Genomic DNA, 21,855 nt, shown 5'->3' on the forward strand with positions numbered 1-21,855 from the left:
CCCCCGCGCGCCGAGTGCGTTAGCCCAAGGGGCTAACCACCACACAGTGGTGGCTCCGCCAAGACCACACCCGACAACCGCCCAGCGAGCACCAAGGCCCGTCAAAAGCCCATCCCGCCGGACGCGTGATCAGTGTAGCCACCCGGGACCGTCGGCCGAGCCGGTTGACGGAAACGCGGTCGTGCCCGGCCAACCCCTGGACGAGCGGTCAGGCTGCGATGCCGCGCCTTCGGTCTTCCGACTTCCGGGGGCAGCTGGTTGGTTTTCCCGGCGTTTCGACGGCCGGATTGTCTCGGCGTTTGGACCCACCGCGTCAAGGGCACCCCGAAATGCGCACACAATTATTCTCCGCAAGCTCCGAAGAATTGCGCACCCATCCCGGGGACCCCACCCTTGACCCGGCGACCCCAAACGGAGTGATGGCCTCTATCGAAACGACGGCGAAAACCAACCAGCTTCACGCGAGCAAGATCGATCAGTAATTAGCGCAGCTCAGGGCCTTCTTTCTAGTTTCGACAATAAATGCCATATCACCCGAAAGCACTATTGGAAGAATCACCTTCGGACTGCACTTATCACCCCATTTTGGATAGAATGGCAGTGCATCACCCGGGAACCGCCAATCCCGGATTGCATTCACCACAACCGTCAATAGAGGTTTTCCATGTCGTATTCTGTGACGATTTCCGAATCCGTGTCTTCTGTGGCCGCGTTGCTGCGCTCTGGGGACCTGCGCGCCGCCCGTGAGCAGTGGGACGTGACGCTGGCCAGCGCCGACGAGGTCGAAACCGCCGCCCTCCTGGAGTGCGGGCGCATCCTCACCTGCTACCCACGTACCGCCACCGCACACCTGCGCGCCGCCTGGCAGCGTGCCACCGACCCGCGCATCCGCGCCGTCATCGAAGCCTGCGTGCCCCGCCCCGACTACCAGGCCGCCCACTCACCCGGAAGCGAATCCGAGCAGGGCTCCCCGCGCTGGGATCGCCACGCCATCGAGCGCGCCCGCGCCACCCGACGCACCGCCGAGCCGGTCAGCACCGACAACGACGCGAAGCGCCGCCGCGACCGTCGCCAGCAGCAACAGGCCGCCCAATCCCTCACCGCGCACCTCGCTTACGCCACCGCCAACCCCGCCACCGACCACGAGCCGCACCGCACCGGCGCCCGGCCCGACGGCTACGCCGTCGACTACGAGCAGCTCGCCGTGAACCCCGTAATGCGTGACCGGGAACGCCGCGACCCGCGCCGAACCGCTGTCAGCGGTAATGGGCGTCCGTGCGTGGCGCTGGGGTGCCACGTCGAACCCAGTCGCGCCGACCGCCAGCAGCGCGACGGGTTGTGCCAGGAGTGCCGCGAGGCCGGACGGCCCGGCATCGAGGCACCCGAGGACGCCAACCCTGCGCAGATGATCGAGGCACTGTGTGCCTACATCTGGCAGAACTACCCGGCCGCGCTGGACCACCTCCGCCGCGAATGGACCCGCTGCAGCAGCGACGCAGACCGGGCCACGGTCGCCGCGTGGGTGAAGGCCAACGTCCCCGAGCTCCCGGCCGAGCCGGTCAGCGTTCCGGAGTTCGCGGCGTGTGCGACCTGTGCCGCCGCGCGCGGGCCGCGTGATCTGCGCCAGCAGCCCGCCGACGATGGGCAGTGCGCCAGCTGCCGCACCCTCGACGACACCGCGCCCGAAAAGATGATCACCCCGGCCGCCGTGGAATCCGCACCCGAGCCGGAGCTCATCGCCGCGTAGCATCCGCACCCACCCGATTCACGACCCCCCGGTTCCCACGTGACCGGGGGTCTTTTCATGCCTACGCTCCCCTGAGTTGTGTCTGCGACGCCCGCGCCTCCACCGCACCAGCCGTTCTCGCACGCCCGTTGCCGCCGGTTCGCGCCGTCACCGCCGGTCGCCTTCCAGCCGGCATCTCACCTCACGACGCCGCCGGCGCCGGTTAGCCGGCCACCTCGCCTGGCACACAGCACCTCTTGCATTCTGAATGCTCCCCGGATCTGTATCGATTGAGTCTGCGACGGGCGACCGCCCCGGCCTGCTTAGCGTGAGTGCATCGACCGGGGCAGGAGACCGCTGATGAAGGGGGCGCCTTGATCGGTGTTCGCAAAATCAGCCCTGGCGGCCATGAGTACCTGACCGGGTCGGTGGCATGCGGTGATCGCGAGCTTGAACCGGGCGAGGCGCTGTCGGATTACTACACCGCGCACGGCTACCCGCCGGGGCAGTGGTTCGGGCGCGGGGCGGCCGCGCTGGGTATGGACGGTGAGGTCACCGCTGCGCAGATGAACGCCCTCTATGGCGAGGGCAGACACCCGGACGCCGACCGCATCGAAGCGGAGAAGATCACCGCCGGTGCCTCGCCGGAGGCGGCGCTGGCCGCGACGAAACTCGGTTACCGGTTCCGCCAGCACGGCGGTGTCGACGGTCTGCGCAGCAAGGTCGTCGATGCCTACAAGGCGTACAACCTGGAGCACGACCGGCCGATCGGTGCGCCGATCGATGAGGCCACCCGCGCGGCGATCCGCCGGGAGGTGCAGGCCCAGGCGTACGCCGAACACCACGGCGGCACACCGCCCAGCGACGCCGAGTTGAAGAAGTGGTTGGCCGAGCAGAAGCGGGACCTGAAGTCGGCCACCAGCGGTTACGAGCTCGTCTTCGCCCCGCCGAAGTCGGTTTCGGTGGCGTGGGCGCTGTCCGATGAGGCCACCCGCGAGCAGATCGTTGGGCTGCACCGCCAGGCGGTGCGGGACACGTTGCAGTACTTCGAGGACAACGTTGCCTTCACTCGCAAAGGCGCCGGCGGCTACGCCCAGCACGACGTCAAAGGCATCACAGCGGCCATCTTCGAGCACTGGGACTCGCGCTCGGGCGATCCGCACCTGCACACCCACGTGCCGATCAGCGCCAAGGTGCAGGGTCCCGATGACCGCTGGACGAGCTTGGACGGCCGCAGTGTGCTCGCCGCCGCGGTGACCACGTCGGAGTACTACAACAGCAGGCTGCGGGACCTCTTCCGAGAGCAGGGAGCTCGCTGGAGCGAGAAGCCCAGCGGCGGCTTCGATCTCAAGCGCCCGGTCTGGGAACTCGACGGCGTGCCCGCCGAACTGCTGACCGGCTTCTCTCAACGCGCCTCAACAGTTGAGCAGGAGCGCGCCCGCGCGATCGTGGAATTCCGCCGGACCCACGGCCGCGAGCCCGGCCCGAAGGAAGTGCTGGAGATCGGCCGCCGGGCGCAGTACGGCACACGCGAGGCCAAGCAGGCCCCGCGCTCGTTGTCCGAGCACCTGCGGCGCTGGCGCTCTCAAGCCGTCGAGATGATCGACGAGTCGGTGCTGGGCGGCCTGGGCCAACGGCTCTTCGGCGGCACACCGGAACACCTCGTCGACGTCGATGTCGACGAACTCGCCGCCCGCACGCTGGCGACCGTCTCCGACCACTACAGCCACTTCAACGCCTGGAACCTCGAAGCAGAAGCGCACCGCCAGTCCGCGCACCTACGGGTGCCCGACGGCACCCGCGATCAGCTCGTGAGCCAGGTCGTCGAGGCAGTCATTCGCAACGCCGACACGGTCGAGCTTCAGGCCCCCTCCGTGGTCGAGGAGACCTCGGAGCTGCGCCGCGCCAGCGGCGAGAGCGTGTTCGTCGAGCACAACGCCCAGCGGTTCACCACCCACCGGACGCTGCGTGAAGAGTCCGCCCTGGCCACTTGGGGGCGTCGCCGTGATGGCGTGCGCATCAGCGACGCCACGGTCCGGCGAGCCGTCGGCGGCGCGAAACTCAACGCTGGTCAGAAGCGTGCGGTGGCCGGATTCGCGACGTCCGGGCGGCGGGTGCAGCTGCTCTATGCACCAGCCGGGGCGGGCAAGACCACCGCGATGCGGGTCTTCGCCGATGCCTGGCGCGCCGACGCCGGCGAGGTCTACGCGTTCGGCCCGAGCGCTCGCGCGGCCCAGGAGCTCGGTTCCTCGATCAACGCCCGCCCGCACACGCTGCACCAGGTCACCACGGCGATGCAGAAGGGCAACGCCGAGCGCGCGTTTCCCTTCACTCGCGGCGATGTGCTCATCATCGACGAAGCCGCGATGGCCGGCACTCACACGCTGCACGATGTCGTGCGCTACGCCCTCAACCGAGGCGCGGACGTGCGGATGGTCGGCGACGACAAGCAGCTGGCCGCCGTCGAAGCAGGCGGTGCGGTGCGCTGGTTCGCCCACCGCAACGGCGCGCTGCGGCTCGAAGAGGTCGTGCGATTCGCCGATCCGCAGCAGGCCGAGGCGTCACTGAAGCTGCACGCCGCCGACCCTTCGGGGCTCGACTACTACTTCGCCAAGGGCTGGGTGCACGAGGGAAGCCGGGAGACGATGCGCGACGCCGCGCACCATGCCTGGCGCACCGACCTCGATTCCGGTCGCCCGAGCCTGCTGATCGTGCCCGCCAACGACGACGTCGTCGCCCTCAACCTCCAGGCCCGCGAACTACGGCTGCACCGCGGCGACGTCGACAACGGCCGAGCTGTCCAGCTGCACGACGGCACCGCCGCTAGCAAAGGAGATTTGGTCGTCACCCGCCACAACGACCGACTGAAGACACTGTTCGGCGGCAAGGACTTCGTCAAGAACGGCGACACCTGGCAGGTACAGGGCGTCGGCCGGCACGGGGAGCTCAAGCTGCGTCACCAGGGCAGCAGCGGCACCGTGACGCTGCCGTCTCACTACGTCGCCGAGCACGTCGAGCTGGCCTACGCGGCGACGGTGAACCGCTCGCAGGGCATGTCGGTCAAGGGCGGCTCGTCGCACAGCGTCGTGCCGCAAGGACTGTCCCGCGAACAGCTCTACACCCAGATGACCCGCGCCGAGCACGACAACCAGGTCTACGTCGAAACCGTCCAGCACACCATCGACAGCCACCAGGAAACCCCGCTGGAACGCACCGGGCGGGGCGTCCTGGAAGCCGCACTCGAACGGTCCTCGGCCGAGACCTCGGCGACCGAGGAACTGCGCGCGTCCCTGGACAAGGCCGAGTCGCTGCGCACCCTGGTCGGCCACCACGACTACGTCGCGCACCTCGGCTCCGAAGAGCGCATCGAGGCGGTGCTGACCGAGCACGTGCCCCACCTGCTGGAACAGCCCGCCACCGGGGCGCTTCGCCAGACCGTGCGCAACGCCGACGACCTCGGCTGGCAGGCCGAGCACCTGGTACCCGCCGCCCTGGCCCAAGGCGCGCTGGCCGACGCCGACGATCCCGCTGCGGTGCTGCAATGGCGCATCGAGCAGCACCTGCTGCACGAACAACCACCACCGCGCACCGCCGCGCCCACGATGAACCAGATCAACCACTGGCGCGGAATCGTCGAACGCCACGACGCCACCGCCGACGTCGAAGAACCGGCCTGGACGCAGGTCTGGAGGTTGGCGGCACCAGCTCATGCTGAGGGCCTGGACGCCGATGCCGCGGTCACCATCGCCGCCACCCGGCTCGCCGATCGGCCCGCAGCCGACCCGATGGACGCCCACCGCTACACCGCCGGAGCGGTCTCCGACGCGCTGGCCGAGCAGCGCGAACGCGGTGCTGGCTGGTCGCCCGCGCTGCCGTGGATGGCCCGCCCCGACCACACCATCCTCAGCGACAAGTTGCGCGACTACCTCCAGCGCCTCAACGGCGCCATCCACGATCGCCACACCGAACTACGCACCCAGGTCACCGCAGAGCAGCCACACTGGACAGCCGGATTGGGGCCACGCCCCGAGGATCCCGCACTGGCCGAACGCTGGGACACCGTGGCCGGTCTGGCCGCCGCCTACCGCGACACCTACGGCATCACCAGCAACGACCCGGCTCACCCACTGGGTGAACAGCCCGACAGCCAGGGCCTGCGTGCCCGCGCCTGGCACGACCTCATCGACCAGTGGGACCCTCCCACCGACACCGCCAGCACCGACCAGGCCACGGGCACGAGCCACGACGAGCTGGAGCGGCTACGCGAGAGCATCGACGTCGACGATCTGCTGGAGACCTTCACCGACACCGTCAGCGAGCGGACCGAGGAACCGCTGTCGCTGCTGGCTGAGCGCCACCACAACACCAGCCGCGAACTGCTCAACCAGGTCGCGCACCAGGCCCTGGCCGAGCACGCCCCCCACACACTCGGTCAGCCCGCCGAGCCCCAGCTGCTGGACACGCTGCGCCGTGCCGAAAGGCTGGGCTGGCAGTCCGACCGGCTCGTCGCGCGCGCCGCTGACAGCAGCGGCCGCGAGCACAGCAACGACCCGGCCGCGGTGCTGCGATGGCGCATCGAGTCCCACATCGCCGACCACGAGCCACCCGCCCGCGTCGCCGAACCCAGCGCAGACCAGATCGCCCGGTGGCACATGATCACCACCGCAGTCATGCCGCACGAGGACATCACCGACGACTGGGCGCTGGTGTGGCGGCACGCCGCCGCCGGCGCCGCCGAGGGCCTGGACACCGACGCAGCCGTGGCCGACGCCGCACGACAGCTCGCCGAGTGGCCCACCGACCCGACAGAAGCTTACCGCTACGCCGCCCAGATCGTCGTCGACCACCTCACCCACCAACGCGACCAAGGCGCCGGCGAACAGCCCGTGCTGCCCTGGCTCACCGCCCCGCACCGCACGGTGCGAGACACCTCCCCCGAGCTCGCCGACCACCTCGACCAGATCACCACCGCCGTGGCAACACGGGTCGACGAGCTACGCGACCACGTCGCCCACGACCCCCCGGACTGGGCCGCGCGTCTCGGCCCGCGGCCGCAAGAGGCAACCGCCGCCGAGCACTGGGACGACGTCGCCGGTCTCGCCGCCGCCTACCGCGAGACCTACGGCATCCGCACGAACAACCCGGACGTGCCGCTGGGGCCCGAACCCGGCGGCCAAACCGCCAAGGCCGACGCCTGGCGGACGATCACCGACAAGTGGAGGCAGACCATGACCAGCCCAAACGAGAACTTCCAACGCGACGACACCACCGAACGAATCGAAGCCCTACGCGACCAGGTCCTGGAAACCCGCGAGGACTACCGCGACGAGGACGAGGCCCGCCGCGAGAGCGAGGGCTCCTACGAGCGCTACGGCTACGACGATGACGACGAGCTCGACCAGGGCAGCGGGTTCCACTCCGGCTCCGGTATGGGCTTCTGACCTCGAACCACCCTGGAAACCAGAGAACCCCGGAAACCCAGCGGTTTCCGGGGTTCTTCACTCGGCTGGGGGCGCGACCAGCTCCTCGAGACGCTGGTGGCTTCCGACCGAAACGGGTGACGCGCCACTGTCCGAAAATGTCGGCACCCGTCGATACGATCACCACATCTAGCGGTCAATATCCGGTCCTGCATCTATCGATTGTGCTTGAGGAGCTTGTTGTGGTCGTCGCCAACCCCGCCCGCCCGATGAGCGTCACCCCCGCTGTCGTACGGCAGCGTCTCCCCCGGACGCGGCCGGGCATGACCACGGACGTCTCGATCGGCGGTACGGACTTCACGGTGTTCGTCTCCGCCGATGCCGAGGGCCGACCTGTGGATGTCCACATCGCACACTCCAAGCACGGGAGCTTCGGACACGGGATGTTGGAGGCGTTTGGCGAGCTGCTCACCGAGGCGCTGCATTACGGGATGCCGCTCGAGGAAGTCGTGGCCCGATTCGTGAACACCCGGTTCGAGCCGCAGGGATGGACCGACGACAGCGACATCCAATTCGTGACCAGCCCGATCGACTACCTGGCAAGGTTCCTAGCCCTGGAGTTCCTGCCTCGCCACCGGTACGTGGCGCTTGGCGTGCTCACCACCGACGCGGCTCTTAACCACGAGATCGCAGGTCATCTGGGGTGAGGTCGTCCCGGATAGCTGGCGTAGTGCACGTATTCCGAAGCTGCCGTATTCACCGCAGAGATGTGGTCAAGGCAGCTCACGAATGGGAGCGAGGCAGGGTTGCTCAGTGCTCGGTGTTGTGGAAGACGTAGACGGTCACCAGCGAGCCAAAGCTCCTGGTGGGCATGGACGTCGTCGACACGTGTTCCAGTCGCCAGCCGATCTTCTCGATCTCCGACAGGATCGGGCCGAACTCGGCGCCGTTGCTGACCTTCATTTCCCTGTGAATCGGCGCTATCTCCGCCCACTCGGTCATCTGCACCTGCAGCAGGACGTCGCCGCGCTCCCGTGCGGCTTGCGCCAGCTCCACCGGCCCCAACTTCTCCTCCGCGACGCGTGGGTCCTTCTTGGCTCCGAACATGATCACTCCCGTGTTGGCGAGTTAGGTTTCAGCAGCGGGTTGTCGCTGCAGGTCAGGGCTTCATGGACTAGTCCAAGTCCACATCATTCCGTGCGGAAGAACTAGGGAACTTGTGCCCGCCAACCACCACCCCGGGGTTCGGTGCGCCTGGCAGTGATCCCCAGAGACTCAATGTTGCATTCATTGCAACCCGACGCCTGGCCCCGGAATCCGAAAACGCAGGTCATCTGGGGTGATGTCGTCCCGGATACGGACAATGGTCGGCCGGTGGCGCCAGCGCCCGTACTCAACCGCGGTATCTGCGACCACCTCGACCACGACGTCCGGATGCACCGGGAGATACACAACTGGCTCACCACCAGGGAGTCCGGCGACCACACCCGGCAGTCGTGCCGGCATAGGGGCCTCGTCATCGGGACGCAGCCGGGCGGCCAGCTCGGCGCGCAGTCGAGCCGAGACCGGCTGGGATACCCCGCTGGCCCGCCAACCTCCACGTGCAGACGGGTGGCCAAGCACGAGGGACGCGGCACCGACGACGCCGAGCACCACCACCTCGGTGGTCACCAGTTGGCGGATCTTGAGCCACCCGCTACGTGATCCCGGCATGTAGCGCGAGGCAACCGGTTTGGCCACTACTCCTTGTGCATAGCCGGTCATGACCAGAAGATCTCCGTTCATGATCACGAGCCGTTGGCATGTTCGTTCATCGAGGGAACCGCGCTGTGCCACACCAGCCTGCACCCGCACAACATCCTGGTCGGCGAGACCACCGTGCGTCTCGTCGGCTGGGCACGGTCCCGGCGGGCCGCGCCCTTCGTGGACGTGGCCATCCTGATCATCGAACTCATCGCGCCGGCCACACTCCCGAGCAAGCCGAACAGTGGGCGGCCGATCTGCGGATCTGGCAGGAAGCCAGGCCGGACGCGGTCACCGGGTGTGCGGTCATTCTGCTGGGCATCCGGCACTACCGGCACCACACCCATCCCGGCCCGCACCATGCGAGGCTGATCGACGCCGCCCGCGCCTGGGTCCGACACCGCATGAGCACTCCATAGCCCGGCCCTACGAGGCGGGTTTCGACACGAGCACCGCCCATCGCCATGTCCACCACGACCGAAGAGACACCATGACCGTGACCGCTTTCGACACATACGAAAAGTTCATTGGCTCCGGCGCACTGGGCTTGCCGTGGTACCGCATCGAGGAGCACCCGGCCGACAACATCGACGCCGACTCCTGGACGCTGGTGTTTTCCGAATGCGACTTCCGGGCCTCGGGCACCGCGATCTCTCAGCACGTGATCACCCACGCCGACCTGATGCGGGCCGTGCGCACACTCGCCGCCGCAGACGGCACCGGCCGCGACCACGACACCGTGGCGCACCAGTGCCGAACACTGGTGGTCCACGGCCCCGAATCCGTGCACTTCAAGCCCGAAATAGCCGACCAGGTGATCCAGGTCGCCGCGTTCGGGAAAGTTCGCTACCGCTAAGCCTCGCTACGGAACCGAGAGCACCGAGCCGGGACGGTAAGACCATGCCTGACGATTCCTGGGACGATCTCGTGGCCTAGGTCCGACACGCCGCCGACGGTCCGCCCGGACGGAATCCGGTGCTGACCTCGATGCGGTTCGACATGCTCGTCGCCGAGCACGGCTGCCTGGCGGTCGGCGCCGCCCTGAGCAACACCGCACAGATCACCCCAAGGGATCCCATGCACGGGCAGAGGCCCTAGCCTTCGGCTTCGCACCAGGGCCGTTGTCTCCGTGGACCCCGTCCGTGTGGTGGGTACGGTTGCGGTGTGGGGCATGGGATCGGTGGGTCCCGGCCAGGTTCGGAAGGGCGTACCTGGCGCGACAGCCGGAGCCCTCGGGAGACCTATGCTCCGCCTCCTTTGTGATGAGCTCCCGGGCCCCGGTTCACGCCGTTTCCGACACTGCGACCAGCCAGTCAGGCAACCGCGGATAGCGGCCAGCGTTGCGGAGCACCTCTTCCAACCCCGTCAGGTCGGTGTGCTCGCAGGAGGCGTTGGCGTGTCGTCGTCCGGGAACCCCTAGCCGGAAGACGTTTGGCACCGGTGCGTGCACGACGAGGGTTAGAGGAGGCGCGATGGGCCTGGTTCAGGAAACTCAACGGTCGCTGTATGCCACGGTGGGCGCGACAGCGTGGGTGGTGCAGGGGCTACGGGGTGCACCCGACTGGGTCGGGGATGCGTGGCGGGAACGCAACCAGGTGATACACCAGCTCAACAGCGCCGTCGACGAGCTCACCGAACGCGGGCAGGCCATCGTGAACGGAGCCCAGCAGGGGCTTGAGGCCGGGGCTCGCGAGCTCAACCAGGCCGCTTTCCGCATCCCGGGGGCTGCCGAGGCCGAGGGGGCACTCATCGGGGCGTTCACCAGCGAGGACGACCTGCCGATCTCAGACTACGACACACTTACGGCCGACGAGATCGTCCAGAAGCTGCCGGAGTTGTCCCAGTTCGAACTGCGACTGGTCCGCGGCTACGAAACGCGTCACCAGGCGCGTGCGACGGTCATCGGGCGCATCGACAAGCTGTGCGAGCAGCAGCCCTGGCCGGGCTACGACGAGAGGAATCTCGACGAGATCCTTCCGAAACGCCCGCGGATCAATGGTGGCCCCAGAAGAATTGTGAGCAGACACGTCACCACCAGCGACGGGGTGATCCGCCACGGGTCGTGCGGCAGCTTGAAGGCCAGGAACACGGCGAAACCGACGGCCGCGACGTCGATGATGATGAGCAACCAGGTCGGCATCGTGCTCCCTTGACGATCCTGTACGGGCGATCGCATGCCCACCCCACCGACGCCACTATCTCACTAGTTGCTGGAGCAGGAGTGCGTGGCGGGCAGCAGGTCTGACTCGCCTGACTGGTTGAGCAGCGTGCGCACACGATCGATGTCGTCCGGCGGGCGGTGCTTGGGCACGAGCCCGGCGTCGCGCCACCGTGCCAGCAGCCGCTCCCGCGCGCGTGGGGTGAGCCCGCCGCGGATTCCGTGTTGCTCGGATAGCGGCCGCACCAGCTCGGCGGACAGGCACTCAGTCCATACCGGGCATTTCGCGCAGAACTCGGTCGCGCGCCGTTGCCGCCAGCGGGTCTGGTCCACCGGTTCCTTGTAGTCCTCAGGGCCGAACCACAGATCGAGCATCGTGCCGTGGCAGGCGGCGTTGTCTTCCCAGTGTGCGCTCATCGCTGGTTCACCTCCTGTGTCGCGGGCCCGACTGCGGCTTCTTGGCGGGGCGCGGGGCACAGTGCGGGTAAGGCGGCCGCGTGGGAGCGCGGCGAGCACACACGCCATCCGCCGCTCTGCCGGGTGGATTTGGCTTCGTACATGGCCAGGTCGGCGGCGACCAGTGCGTCTGAGAGCGTGGCCTGGCGGTCGAGGGTGCTGATGCCGAGCGAGACCCCGACCTGGAGCAGGCCCGCATTGGTCGGGATCGGTGTGGTCAGCGCGGAGACCAGCATGTCGAGTTCGCCGGGGCGGAGTCCGCGGGTGACGAAGGCCAGCTCGTCCCCGCCGATCCGGCCGACGACGGCCAGGTGGCCGAGCTGGGTTTTCAGCCGGGTGGCCACGGCTCGCAGGACCTCGTCGCCGGCCTTGTGGCCGTGGGTGTCGTTGACGGCCTTGAATCCGTCGAGGTCGACCAGGCCGACCGTGCAGTCGCGGTGGCGCAGCGCCGCTTGGGCGGCCGGTTCGAAGGCCGCTCGGGTGAGCAGGCCGGTGACGGGGTCATGGTGGGCGCGGTGTAGCTGGCGCGTGCGGGCGTGCAGCCGGGTGGCGGTGAGCATCCACCCGGCTGCGGCGGTGGCGGCGGCCGCGCCGAGGGCGGTCGTCGAGCGGGACGAAAGCGGTGCAGCGGGGCGCCATTCGAGGAAGATCATGGTGGTGCTCCCTGTGCGTCGTTGTGCTGGTCACGTGCTGTTGTTCCTCACATCCGCGCGCGAAGCCGTCGGTAGAACCGCGCGCGGTTGGGCGTGGCCACCTCGTGGTGCAGGACGCCGGCCTGCTGGCCGGTATCGACGTTGACCGCACGTACGGTCCACAGCTGTTTTCCTCCGCCCTCGGGCACATAGGTGCGGTAGACCTCGATGCGCACCTGCTGGCCTGGCAGGGTCGGTGCGGTGTGCTCGTAGACGCCGCCGCAGCCGACCAGCGCGCGTTCGTCGGGCACGTGCGGAGCGATGACTTCCCAGGTCGCGTCCTCCAACATCGCGATCAGTGATCCGGTGGCCCACACCTGTTCTCCGCGGCTGGCGAGCAGGCTGCCGGGCAGGATCTCCGGGACGGTGTGCTCAACGCCGATGACGCGGTGTGCGGTGTGCAGGGGCGTCGTTTCGGCGGCGTGGATGGCGCGGCGAGCTGTGTAGGAGTGCGTGTCGTAGTCGGTCATGACGGGATCTCCACGAGTGCTGGTGCGAACGGATTGGCGGTGGCGCTGGGGTTTTCACGCAGTCCTGGTTGGCAGGGATTGCGCCAGGACACCTCGCACTCGGGGCAGAACCACCGCAGCAGCGGGTGCGGCAGCCAGCGGGTCGGTACCTGACATTCCGGGCAGCGTGGTCCTGGTGCTGGCCGAGGACTGGAGTGGCGCGGAGCGGTGGCGGTCATGACGGGACTTCCTTTCTGACGTGCACTTCTTCAGTGCTGGTGTGGCCGGATGTGGCTTGGGTGAAGCGGTCAGGGCGGGCGTTGGCCCCGGCGGGGCGGTGTCGTCCGTCCAGGCAGTGCGCGTGGGTCCACTCGGTGAGCCGGGCGGCGAAACCGGGCCGCCAGGTGTGATGCCAGTACTGGGCGTCGCGCACGTTGGCGGTGGCGCCGACGTTGGCCCGCCGCCAGCTGTAGGCGAGCGTGGCGACCTCCATCGCCAGACCGGGATGCTGGCGCCAGCACTCGGGAATCGGCGTGGCGGGACCACCGGCCAGTCCGACGTAGGTGGCGTTGTACCAGGCCACGAAGTTGTCCAGTGTCCAGTTCGGACTGTGGCCGTCCTTGCGGTGCTGGCGGTCCTCGGCCGCGGCCGGCGGGGTGAACACCACCCACGAGGCGGGCCGATCGTGGGTGTCGTCCTGCTCGTCCCCGTCGTCGCCGGTGTCGCCGTTTTCGGGAGCGTCGATGCGCTCGCGCAGCGAGTTGACCTTCTTGGCCAGCCCGCCGACGACCTCGGTGAGCGCGCCGAGCTGCTTGTCGAGCTCCTCGGTATCGGCCGGATCGTGCTCGCTGTGCCCGTCCGTTGCGGGTGCACGACGGCGGCGGTTCGGTGCGATGTCGTCCTCGCTCATAGCGGCTTCACCTCCTGGTAGGCGGGCGCGGTGGGCTGCGCGGAGGTGGTCAGGGCGTATCCATCCGGGGACACGGGGACCTCGCCGTTGCGCACCGCGTCGACGTCGGTCTTGAGCTGGCGCCAGTCGCGGCGGCGCTTGACGTCGACGGTGCGGGCCAAGATCGGCTTGAGGTGGCGGTGGAAGACCAGGACGCGTCCGCGGTCGACCGTGCGCACCGCGCCGGGTCGGTAGGTCGGCACGGACTCGGTGCCGACCGAGGTGCGGCCGATGCCGAACAGGCCGTCGGATTGCTGCTGGTAGCGGCGTCGGTCGTGGTGGTCGGCGATCGTGGAGATCCACTCCAGTGTCTTGGAGTCCTTGATCCCACCCCACAACGTCAAGGTCGTGGTGTTGTCCAGGAGCTGGCGACGCCCGTTTTCGCCGTAGAGCTCATCGAGGTGCGCCATTGACTGCACGGCCCAGTGGATGAGGACACCCCGACCGGCTGAGTCCGCCAGGATCTCGGGCAGTCGCGGAACCGGGGTGGCGTCGAAGAGCTCGTCGAGATCGTTGGTCGCGGGCGGGTCCAAGCGCCGGTTGGGGTAGCTCAACGCCATTTCCTGCTCGGTGGTGAGGATGTCCTCGACCAATGCGGTGAGCACCGGGCGTACCTGAGCGGACTGGTGTTCCGCAGCCACCAGGAACAAGCTGCCTTGCTGACCGATGAAGTTGCGGGCGTCGAACTCCTCCCCCGGCTTCGGGGAGCACAGCTCGCGCAGGTGCGGGTCGAGCCAGGGCTCGATGACCCGGCGGACGCTGAGCCACACCGCGTCGGAGGTCTCGGCGACCATGCCGATCTCGGAGCGCAGGTTGTCGGCCAGCTCCGGAAAGCCGTGCTGGCGCAGCAGCTCGACAGGCTCCTGATCTGGCGGTTTGGTGATCGCCCACTGGACGAGGTCGGCGACTCCGCGCCCGGCGTGCGCGGCTGCCATCAGATAGCACTGGATGACCATCTTCGCTCGCTCGCGGAACACCTTGTCGTTCCCGCCAACGTTCTCCAATCCCACGGCCGCGGCGTCGACAAGCGTCTCGGCGCGGCGGCGGGCGGTGTTGAAGTCCCGGCACCCGGTCACCGGCGAGGAGCGCACCTTGGCGGGCCAGTGCACGTCGCCGGTGGTGTCGAAGACCAGCACTGGTCCGGCTTCGGGGCGGCGGGTGCGGGCCAGCGCGGCGAACTCGACCAAGTCGGGTTTCGTGGTGCTGCACAGCAGCGCGCCCGGTGCGGCGAGCGCTTTGTGCACGAGGTCCCTACGCGACTTGCCGGATTGGGTGGGTGCGAAGGCGCCGGTGGGGTTTTCCAGTGGTGTGCACATGACCTGGTGGTTCGGGCCGCGGTGCAGTGGTGCGGCGACCTGTTCCAGCGGTGCGCGGCGCCGCTCGCGCGGGCTCAGGCTCGGCCGGGTCCACTCGGCGGTGCGCCGCGCCGCCTCCAAGGAGAGCTCGCGGCGGATGTCCTCCCGGCTGGCGTGACCGGGTTGCGACGGGCCGAACCGGCGCCAGGCCAGCCCGGCCACCGTGGCCAGGACAGCCACCGCGGTCGTGATGATCGCCAGCGTGACCGTCCAGTACAGGCCCGGCCGCCCGGCCAGCACCGGGGCCCACGGTGCTCCGAGGCCCGCGGCCGGATCGGAGGGGTTGCCGAGCACAGCGAACACCCCGGACACCCAGGTGTCGAAGCCGGGCATCTGCCAAGGGCCACCGGCGAGCACGGTGGCGGCTGCGGCGCCGGCCATGAGCCCGGCGGCCAGGGCCAGCAGTGCGCCGAGCACCGAGACCAGCACGCCCATCAGCGCGAGGTCGCGCTCGGCGGTGGGTGAAATGCGGTGGTTGCTGCTCATGCCTGCGGACTCCCGTGCGGTGGTGGCGGTGTGGTGAGTTCGGCGATTCGCCGGATGGACACGACCTGCGGGGCCCACGCGTCGAGGCGTTCGAGGATCACGCCGGTCGAGGAGTCGTAGGCGTTGACGATCACGCCGTGGCCGGCGTACATGCCCACGTGCCGCGGATCGGCCGGGGAGCCGAGCGAGCCGGGGATGAACACCAGGTCACCGGGCTGGATCTCGGCGAGTGATCCGACGGCGCGGCCGTCGTCTTTCTGGCCGTAGGTGCCCGCCGAGATCGGGACCCCGGCGCGGGCCCACGCGGCCTGCATCAGCCCGGAGCAGTCGAAGGCGTCCGGGCCCTTAGCACCCCACACGTACGGGGCGCCGAGCTTGCTCAGCGCGAACTCCACGGCCGCGCGCTGCTTCGGGCCACTCGGCAGCTGGAAGCCCGGCGGGAGCTTGGCCGGATCAAGCGGGATGTTCGATCCGCCCTGGTCCGGGCAGCCCAGCGCGGACTGGCTGGCCGATGCCTGCTGGGCCGTATCCCCGCCGCTCGGGGGCGGGACCGGGTTGTCCGGGCCGGTCCAGAACTTGTCCATCAGCTGGCTGGCGGGCTGTTCCTGCGGGGCGTAGCGGTCGGGGAACGCCGATGCCTGCACCTTCTGCTGGGCCACGCCCGGCGGCATGGTGTGCCAGCCCTCGAGCTCCACGAGGTGGTCGAGGAACTTCCCGGTGGCGTAGACGGGGTTGGTGACGTCCTCCGGCGAACCCCAGCCCATCGACGGGCGCTGCTGAAACAGCCCCAGCGAGTCGCGGTCGCCGTAGTGAACGTTGATCAGCCGGGACTCGACGATCGCGGTCGAAATCGCCAGCACCGCGGCCGGTTTGGGCAGGTGGCGCTGCTGGACCACCGAGGTGATGGTTTGGGCGTTGGTCATCTGCTCGCCGGACCACTGCTGGTCGCCGACCTGCTGCCCGCCCCCGCCGGGGCCGCCGTCGCCGTGGCAGCCGCCGAACGCGATACCCAGGCTTCCGGAGACCGCCAAGACCGCGATCCCGCCCATCGCCGCAGGCATGATCACGAGCGCCGTCAGCGCGACGGCGACCATCGACCACACGGTGCCCTTGCTCGACCCCGACATGGCCGCCTACCGGTCCCCACCGGCCCGAAGCTGGGCGTTGGTGTCGAAGGTGTGCTTCTCGGTGCGCGAGAGCACCGACTGGACCTTGTAGCCGGGGTTGTTCTCGATCTTCCACAGCGCTCGGCCGGTGCGCTCCATGCACCAGCCCGTGGTGACGTCGGATTCCTTGCCGGACAGGGCGAAGTCCTCGGCCAGCTCGTCGGCGACCCGCGTGGACTGGCCGAACAGGATCCGTGTGGAGCACAGCGCCAGGAGGTCCTTGGCGATCGCGACTTCCTGGGAGCCGGCGTTGCCCACGGACAGGAAGTCCGAGGGTTTGTGGCCCACGAGGATCTGGATCTTCTTCTCCGCGCGGGACAGGCGCAGGTCGGAGTCGACGGCCTGCACGGCCTTGGGGCCGAGGCGCATCTGCCGCCAGACCTCGTCGCGCACGACGATGCGGATCTCCCCGTCGTCCTGGAGGTCGGTGATCATCGACGACCAGGAGCCCAGGCAGGTCAGCGCTACGGCCACGGCCTGGTCCCCGCGGCTGCGCAGCAGGGACAGATCCATCGACTGGATCGGCGCGGCCCAGTCGAGCTCGAAGTTCGTCGGCGCGTCGAACAGCCCCGCCAGCGGGCCGCTGACCAGGTTGGCCAGCGCGTCGGTGATCGGGCGCAGCGTGTCGAGGAACTGCCGCCGGTCGGCGAAGCGGGTGTCCTCCCACAGCTCTGGCGCGGGGTCGGCGAGTTCGCGCTGGACGTCGGGGATGGTGACCGGCCGCAGGTGGGTGTAGCCGTCGGCGGCGCCGACCAGGCGCCGCAGCACCTGCGAGAGCACCGCCTCGTCGGTGACCGTCGGCGAGTAGCCCTGTGCTTCGGCGAGCGCGGTCAGCAGCTTGACCCACCGGCCGAGCACCCCGTCCAGCTCCTCGCGCTGCCGGTCGACCGACCAGGAATCCCACCGGCTGGCCAGCGGCCCCAGGTCCAGGGCGTTGAGCCGGGCGCTACTGCCGCGACCTAGGGCGATCGGGTTGATGTCCAGCGCCCGCAACAGGGGGCTGTACTCCCCTTTCACGTCTCCGGAGATCAGCGTGCGGACGCCGAAGAGCATCATGCGAAGCAGGAACGCGACGACGGTGGAGCTCTTGCCGCGTCCGGGCTCACCGAAGATCACCATGTTCGGGTTGGTCGCCAGCCCGCGCAGCACCCACTCGATGGGGTGGGCGTAGAATGCGCCGCCGGAGACGGTGTCGTAGCCGATGCGGGCTCCCACAGCGGGCACACCGTTGGACGCCAGCAGCGGAAACAGCCCGCCGATCTCGTGGGTGGCCGCCTCATACACCGCCAGCGGGGCCTCGACCGGAGCCCAGCCCTGACCCGGCCGGGCCAGGCCACGACGCGGGGCGATCGGCCGGTTGACTCGCTCCTTCTGCGCCGTAGGCCGGTTCGGTGTGCGCGGTTTGCTCGGTGGCGGAGCGCCGAAGTCGGCCAGCAGCTGCGCGGCGCTGCGCTCGTTCGTGCGGGTCTTCACAGCACACCTCCCCGTGCACGCGGCAGCCCGACGCCGACCGGCAAGCAGGCGGCGACGAACGCGGAATCCTGAGCGAGATCGAGCCGCAGAAGCCGGAACCGGCCGGCGGCGTCGTTTTCCAGGCGAGCGGCGTGGTCCTCGACGTTCCAGTGCGCGGGCACCGTCACCGCCGAGGCGGCGGCGTAGCGCACGATGGAATGGCCCGCGGCCACCGCCTTTTCCTGCGCACGGGCGCCGCTGGCCTCCCGCTCATCCGATGCGGAAGCCGAGAACCCCTTCGAGCTCTTGTAATCGCGCAGCACACCGGCCCGGAACCTGTAGTTCTGCACCGCCCGCGAGGCGCGACGGGCGTCCATGACCTCGTAATGAATTGCCAGGCACCGGCGTTCACCTGCGGTTTTGACCGCCAGCAGCGGCGAGAGGCTGCCGAACACCGTGCCCGCCTCGGGCATGAGCACGCTGTAGCTCACGGTGGAGTACGCGTCGTGGTCATAGCGCCGCCGAGGCGGCGAGGGCGCCTCGGTCGGCCCGGCTGCGGCCTTGGGCAGGCCCTGCTGGCCGTCGCCGGTGAGGTGCCCGGCCCGCAACACCGCCGAGCTGTCCGGGTTGAAGCCGGTGCGGATGGCCTCGGCCAGTCCACTGCCGGAGAGCCATTCGACGCTGTCGGCGCCGAGGGCCTTGAGCGGGTCCTCGAGCCCGTCGAGCACCCGGTAGAGCACCCGCGCCCGGCCCTCGGTCCCGCCGCCAGCGGCAGCCGCCGGCTTGCGCAGCGCGTCCTCGGTGCCGGAGATGGTCACGAAAATCTCGTGGCGCACCGAGACGGCGCCGATGGTGCGGTCCAGCTCGTCGGCGGCCTGACGGGCCAGCGGCGGCGCCTGGTCGACCTCGTGCTTCGAGCGCCACACGCTGTACTCGGTGCCGTCGTCGGGCACGGTGCGCACCAGCAGCGACATCCGGTCGATCACGTCGCGATGCCCGATGCTCAGCAGCAGGTTGCCCAGCCGGGAGGCCAGCCGTTCGCACTGCTCGTTGCTGAGCATCCCGACGCCGGTGTGGGTCAGGCGCGCGGTCGCGCCCCAGCGTCCGTCGCCGGTGTCGTGGATCAGCGCGATCCGGCCGCGGTCCTTGAACACCGGACCGTCAGGGAACGAGACCCGTTGCAGGACACCGGGCAGATCCGGCTCGTCGGGATCGACCGGCAGGCCCGAGGCGGCCTTGGACTGCCAGCGCGACCAGCCGAACAGCACGCCGAGCTGGTGCAGCACCAGGTGCGCGAGCCAGCGGAACGCCGGCCGCCCGCGCACGGGCACGACCACTAGGCAGGCGATGAACCCGCAGATCGTGGCCAGGATCAGGGCTTCAAAGAACCTGCCTGCGGAGACGGTCCACAGCACCGGAACTGCGAGCGCGATGCAGGTCAGTGCCTGCAACGGGGTCAGTCCCATGATCCAGCCCGCGTGTTCGCGTCGGGCCAGACCGCGATAGATCCGCACGTTGTTGGTACTCATACTGGGATCACCGCCGCTTCTGCTTCACTGGAGGCCGCGCCGCCGCCTCCGCCGCTGTTCTTGGGGCCGCCGCCCCCACCGCCGTGAGGACTTCCGCCCCCGCCGTCGTAGCCGCCGGGGTCATGTCCGTGGTCGGGAGGCTCGGGAGGAGGCGGTTCGGGGTAGCCACCACCTGCGCTGCCACCCCCGCTGCTGCCGTCGCCGTAGTCGCCGCCGACGCCTTGCGGGCCGATGCCGTCGGAGGAGGTCACACGGCCGCTATTGGCCGCAGCGGGCGAGGCCGCACCGCCGTCACCGCCGAGGACGTCGTCATCGCCGTCGCCACCGGGATCCGCTGCCGACGGCGAGGCGGAGCTCTGGCCCCCGCCGCCACCGGAACCGCCGCCACCGCTGGAACCGCCGGAGCTGTGGCCGACGCCGTGGTTGTCCATCTCGCCGTCGGCGTAGTCGGACATCGCCGAGTCGAAGCGGTCGGCGTTGGCCGACTCCTGCGCATCGCTGCCGCCGCCCCCGCCGCCGAAGCCGCCGCCGGCAAGGGCGTTCGCGGCCTGAATCGCCGGGTTGCCAGAGCCGTAGGAAGACACCCCGACACCGGCGAGGGCGTCGCGGAACGTCGAACCGGCATCGGAGTTCGGATCGACGAACGCGAACAGCCGGAACAGCACAAACGGGATCAGCAGGGAGATGATCAGGACCCCGACTCCGGCCAGAAGCCCGGACAGGCCCTTCGACCCGCCGGAGATGGCCACGCCCAGCACCAGCGTCATCGCCAGCACCGGCTTCATGGCGATGCAGGCCAAGATCCAGCGGATGGCCTTCCAGAACCACGCCTTGGTGACGTTGGCCAGCAGCCCCGCGGCGGTGATCGGGATCGTGGCCACGAGCACGTAGATCGCGACCTCGCGGAACAGCATCTCCAGCACGTAGCCGATGCCCGCCGGGATGACCCCGATGAACGCGCAGATCCCGAGCACGACCGCCTTGACGCCGTCCTGGGCGGCGTCGGCGAACGTCGTGTGCTGGAGCGCGTCCTGGAAGTTGGTCGACTGAAGGCCGTATTGGAGGATGCCGTGGGTGAGTCCGTCGGCCGCGGTGAGGAACCCCGCCACCATGCCGACGGTGATCGCCAGGGCGATCCCGTACTGGACCGGGCCGCCGACCAGCCGCATGAACCCGCGCCCGCCGCGGAGCGAGGTCATGGTCATCTGCCAGAAGAACAGCCCGAGCGCCAGCACGCCGGAGATCCACAGCATCATGGGCCAGAGCACGGAGATCGGGCCCTCGCGTGTGTCCACTGTGAACACCGAGAACTGGTCGGCGAGCCGGAACGCCTCCCGAAGGATCCACAGGCTGGCGTCCCACAACGCCTGCATCGCCGTCTCAAACGCCGAGCTGACCAGCTCTTTGAGCTTGCCGCCGATCGCGCTACCGATGTCGTCGAAGGGCCACATCTCAGCCACCCCTCTTCAGATCCCGGTAACCGGCATGGACCGCGTCCGCGCTGCCCGGCCATGCGCTCGGGGCGGGTGCGGGGAGCGGGCCGGGCGAGATCCGCCAGTCGCCACCGACGTGGCGCAGGGCTTGGCAGTCGCCGACACCGGCGGTGAGGGTCTGGCCCTGGTAGTCGACCGAGAACTGGCCGAGCACGCAGGCCACGACGTAGCGGCCGCCATCGGTCACGCCTTTGATCTGGCCGTGCGTGACCTGGTAGTTCACCGCCAGATCCGGGATCGACCCGGTCGGGTTGATCCCCGCGCTGCTGCGCATCGACCGCAGCAGTGAGTACAGCCCGGTGGTTTCCGGCTGCGGGGCCCCGGGCAGCGCCAGCCCGCGGAACCCGCGGGCATAGGTGGCCGGATCCCCGCCACGCATCGCGGCCTCATCCAGGGCGGTGAGTTGTCCCAGCGCACCCTCCGGAGTGGCGGGGAACCCGCTGGAGATCCAGCGCCCGGTGGTCTGGGTTGCCGTCGGAACGGTGATGGGTTCACCGGCCCGCTCAGTGGTCATCGGCTGCGGCTGCGCCGATTGCGCTGGCAGTGCCGCCATCGGGGCACTCGCCAAGGCGTGCTCGGCCGCCAGGTCCCAGCCGCCCGAATCCGGAACCGGCTTCGACGGGGGTGAGGCGGGAGCCGGTGGCGGCCGGTCGGTGACGTAGTGCGAAACCACCAGCGCGCCAGCCAGCGCGACGACGGCTAGGACCACCACGACGAGGGCCGCCAGGCTCAGACCGGCTCGGCGCCTGCGCTGCTGCTGGTTGGTGACGGGAGGGGCCAT

The 21,855-nt window shown here is 69.3% G+C and carries 17 protein-coding genes; 5 read left to right on the forward strand and 12 right to left on the reverse strand.

The annotated features are described in order from the left end of the window. Positions 1-694: 694 nt before the first annotated feature. From R4I43_RS28225 to R4I43_RS28235, 3 genes are all read left to right on the forward strand, one after another. Complete coding sequence (locus R4I43_RS28225; RefSeq protein ID WP_324268739.1) at positions 695-1,747, forward strand: hypothetical protein; 1,053 nt, start codon at positions 695-697, stop codon at positions 1,745-1,747. A 353-nt stretch (positions 1,748-2,100) separates the two neighbouring features. After that, the gene (gene mobF / locus R4I43_RS28230) at positions 2,101-7,167 is read left to right on the forward strand and encodes a MobF family relaxase (protein WP_324268740.1); all 5,067 of its coding nucleotides are present in this window, start codon (positions 2,101-2,103) and stop codon (positions 7,165-7,167) included. A gap of 137 nt (positions 7,168-7,304) precedes the next feature. After that, a complete protein-coding gene (locus R4I43_RS28235) occupies positions 7,305-7,853 on the forward strand; it encodes a TSCPD domain-containing protein (protein WP_324268741.1) in 549 nt (182 codons plus the stop codon). Positions 7,854-7,956: 103 nt separating this feature from the next. On the opposite strand, the gene R4I43_RS28240 is transcribed toward R4I43_RS28235, so the two are convergent. Then, positions 7,957-8,253: a hypothetical protein gene (locus R4I43_RS28240; protein ID WP_324268742.1), complete on the reverse strand. Its 297-nt coding sequence runs from the start codon at positions 8,251-8,253 to the stop codon at positions 7,957-7,959. A 180-nt stretch (positions 8,254-8,433) separates the two neighbouring features. Continuing rightward, positions 8,434-8,937 (reverse strand): hypothetical protein, encoded by a 504-nt coding sequence (locus tag R4I43_RS28245; protein ID WP_324268743.1) that lies wholly within the window; start codon positions 8,935-8,937, stop codon positions 8,434-8,436. A 448-nt stretch (positions 8,938-9,385) separates the two neighbouring features. On the opposite strand from R4I43_RS28245, the gene R4I43_RS28250 reads away from it, so the two are divergent. Next, positions 9,386-9,745 (forward strand): hypothetical protein, encoded by a 360-nt coding sequence (locus tag R4I43_RS28250; RefSeq protein ID WP_324268744.1) that lies wholly within the window; start codon positions 9,386-9,388, stop codon positions 9,743-9,745. 616 nt (positions 9,746-10,361) lie between these two features. Then, a complete protein-coding gene (locus tag R4I43_RS28255) occupies positions 10,362-11,042 on the forward strand; it encodes a hypothetical protein (protein WP_324268745.1) in 681 nt (226 codons plus the stop codon). A gap of 50 nt (positions 11,043-11,092) precedes the next feature. On the opposite strand, the gene R4I43_RS28260 is transcribed toward R4I43_RS28255, so the two are convergent. From R4I43_RS28260 to R4I43_RS28305, 10 genes are all read right to left on the reverse strand, one after another. Beyond that, positions 11,093-11,464 (reverse strand): WhiB family transcriptional regulator, encoded by a 372-nt coding sequence (locus tag R4I43_RS28260; protein WP_324268746.1) that lies wholly within the window; start codon positions 11,462-11,464, stop codon positions 11,093-11,095. Next, a complete protein-coding gene (locus tag R4I43_RS28265; RefSeq protein ID WP_324268747.1) occupies positions 11,461-12,156 on the reverse strand; it encodes a GGDEF domain-containing protein in 696 nt (231 codons plus the stop codon). Before R4I43_RS28265 ends, R4I43_RS28260 begins: the two co-directional genes overlap by 4 nt. Before the next feature lie 47 nt (positions 12,157-12,203). Next, positions 12,204-12,665, reverse strand: coding sequence for a thioesterase, FlK family (locus R4I43_RS28270; RefSeq protein WP_324268748.1), 462 nt, complete (start codon positions 12,663-12,665; stop codon positions 12,204-12,206). Between the two features lie 214 nt (positions 12,666-12,879). Then, entirely contained in the window at positions 12,880-13,554 is a 675-nt protein-coding gene (locus R4I43_RS28275; protein WP_324268749.1) for a hypothetical protein, read from the reverse strand. Next, the gene (locus R4I43_RS28280) at positions 13,551-15,434 is read right to left on the reverse strand and encodes a type IV secretory system conjugative DNA transfer family protein (RefSeq protein WP_324268750.1); all 1,884 of its coding nucleotides are present in this window, start codon (positions 15,432-15,434) and stop codon (positions 13,551-13,553) included. The genes R4I43_RS28275 and R4I43_RS28280 overlap by 4 nt, the downstream gene beginning before the upstream one ends. Continuing rightward, positions 15,431-16,561, reverse strand: coding sequence for a C40 family peptidase (locus tag R4I43_RS28285; RefSeq protein WP_324268751.1), 1,131 nt, complete (start codon positions 16,559-16,561; stop codon positions 15,431-15,433). Before R4I43_RS28285 ends, R4I43_RS28280 begins: the two co-directional genes overlap by 4 nt. A 6-nt stretch (positions 16,562-16,567) precedes the next feature. Continuing rightward, positions 16,568-18,073 carry an ATP-binding protein gene (locus tag R4I43_RS28290; protein WP_324268752.1) on the reverse strand — a complete coding sequence of 502 codons (1,506 nt, stop codon included), beginning with the start codon at positions 18,071-18,073 and terminating at the stop codon, positions 16,568-16,570. Beyond that, positions 18,070-19,581 carry an SCO6880 family protein gene (locus tag R4I43_RS28295; RefSeq protein ID WP_324268753.1) on the reverse strand — a complete coding sequence of 504 codons (1,512 nt, stop codon included), beginning with the start codon at positions 19,579-19,581 and terminating at the stop codon, positions 18,070-18,072. Before R4I43_RS28295 ends, R4I43_RS28290 begins: the two co-directional genes overlap by 4 nt. Continuing rightward, positions 19,578-21,032, reverse strand: a complete 1,455-nt coding sequence (locus tag R4I43_RS28300; protein WP_324268754.1) for a hypothetical protein — start codon at positions 21,030-21,032, stop codon at positions 19,578-19,580. Before R4I43_RS28300 ends, R4I43_RS28295 begins: the two co-directional genes overlap by 4 nt. Position 21,033: 1 nt before the next feature. Continuing rightward, on the reverse strand, positions 21,034-21,855 hold the full coding sequence (locus tag R4I43_RS28305; protein ID WP_324268755.1) for a hypothetical protein: 822 nt from the start codon (positions 21,853-21,855) through the stop codon (positions 21,034-21,036).

This window comes from Saccharopolyspora mangrovi, from assembly GCF_035320975.1.
Lineage (GTDB): Bacteria > Actinomycetota > Actinomycetes > Mycobacteriales > Pseudonocardiaceae > Saccharopolyspora > Saccharopolyspora mangrovi.

What these genes read in the sequence shown, in the direction of transcription:
- R4I43_RS28235 (WP_324268741.1), top strand. Translation starts at nt 7,305, where the DNA reads ATGTCGGCACCCGTCGATACGATCACCACATCTAGCGGTCAATATCCG.
- R4I43_RS28240 (WP_324268742.1), bottom strand. Translation starts at nt 8,253, where the DNA reads ATGTTCGGAGCCAAGAAGGACCCACGCGTCGCGGAGGAGAAGTTGGGG.
- R4I43_RS28255 (WP_324268745.1), top strand. Translation starts at nt 10,362, where the DNA reads ATGGGCCTGGTTCAGGAAACTCAACGGTCGCTGTATGCCACGGTGGGC.
- R4I43_RS28260 (WP_324268746.1), bottom strand. Translation starts at nt 11,464, where the DNA reads ATGAGCGCACACTGGGAAGACAACGCCGCCTGCCACGGCACGATGCTC.
- R4I43_RS28265 (WP_324268747.1), bottom strand. Translation starts at nt 12,156, where the DNA reads ATGATCTTCCTCGAATGGCGCCCCGCTGCACCGCTTTCGTCCCGCTCG.
- R4I43_RS28270 (WP_324268748.1), bottom strand. Translation starts at nt 12,665, where the DNA reads ATGACCGACTACGACACGCACTCCTACACAGCTCGCCGCGCCATCCAC.
- R4I43_RS28275 (WP_324268749.1), bottom strand. Translation starts at nt 13,554, where the DNA reads ATGAGCGAGGACGACATCGCACCGAACCGCCGCCGTCGTGCACCCGCA.
- R4I43_RS28280 (WP_324268750.1), bottom strand. Translation starts at nt 15,434, where the DNA reads ATGAGCAGCAACCACCGCATTTCACCCACCGCCGAGCGCGACCTCGCG.
- R4I43_RS28285 (WP_324268751.1), bottom strand. Translation starts at nt 16,561, where the DNA reads ATGTCGGGGTCGAGCAAGGGCACCGTGTGGTCGATGGTCGCCGTCGCG.
- R4I43_RS28295 (WP_324268753.1), bottom strand. Translation starts at nt 19,581, where the DNA reads ATGAGTACCAACAACGTGCGGATCTATCGCGGTCTGGCCCGACGCGAA.
- R4I43_RS28300 (WP_324268754.1), bottom strand. Translation starts at nt 21,032, where the DNA reads ATGTGGCCCTTCGACGACATCGGTAGCGCGATCGGCGGCAAGCTCAAA.
- R4I43_RS28305 (WP_324268755.1), bottom strand. Translation starts at nt 21,855, where the DNA reads ATGGCCCCTCCCGTCACCAACCAGCAGCAGCGCAGGCGCCGAGCCGGT.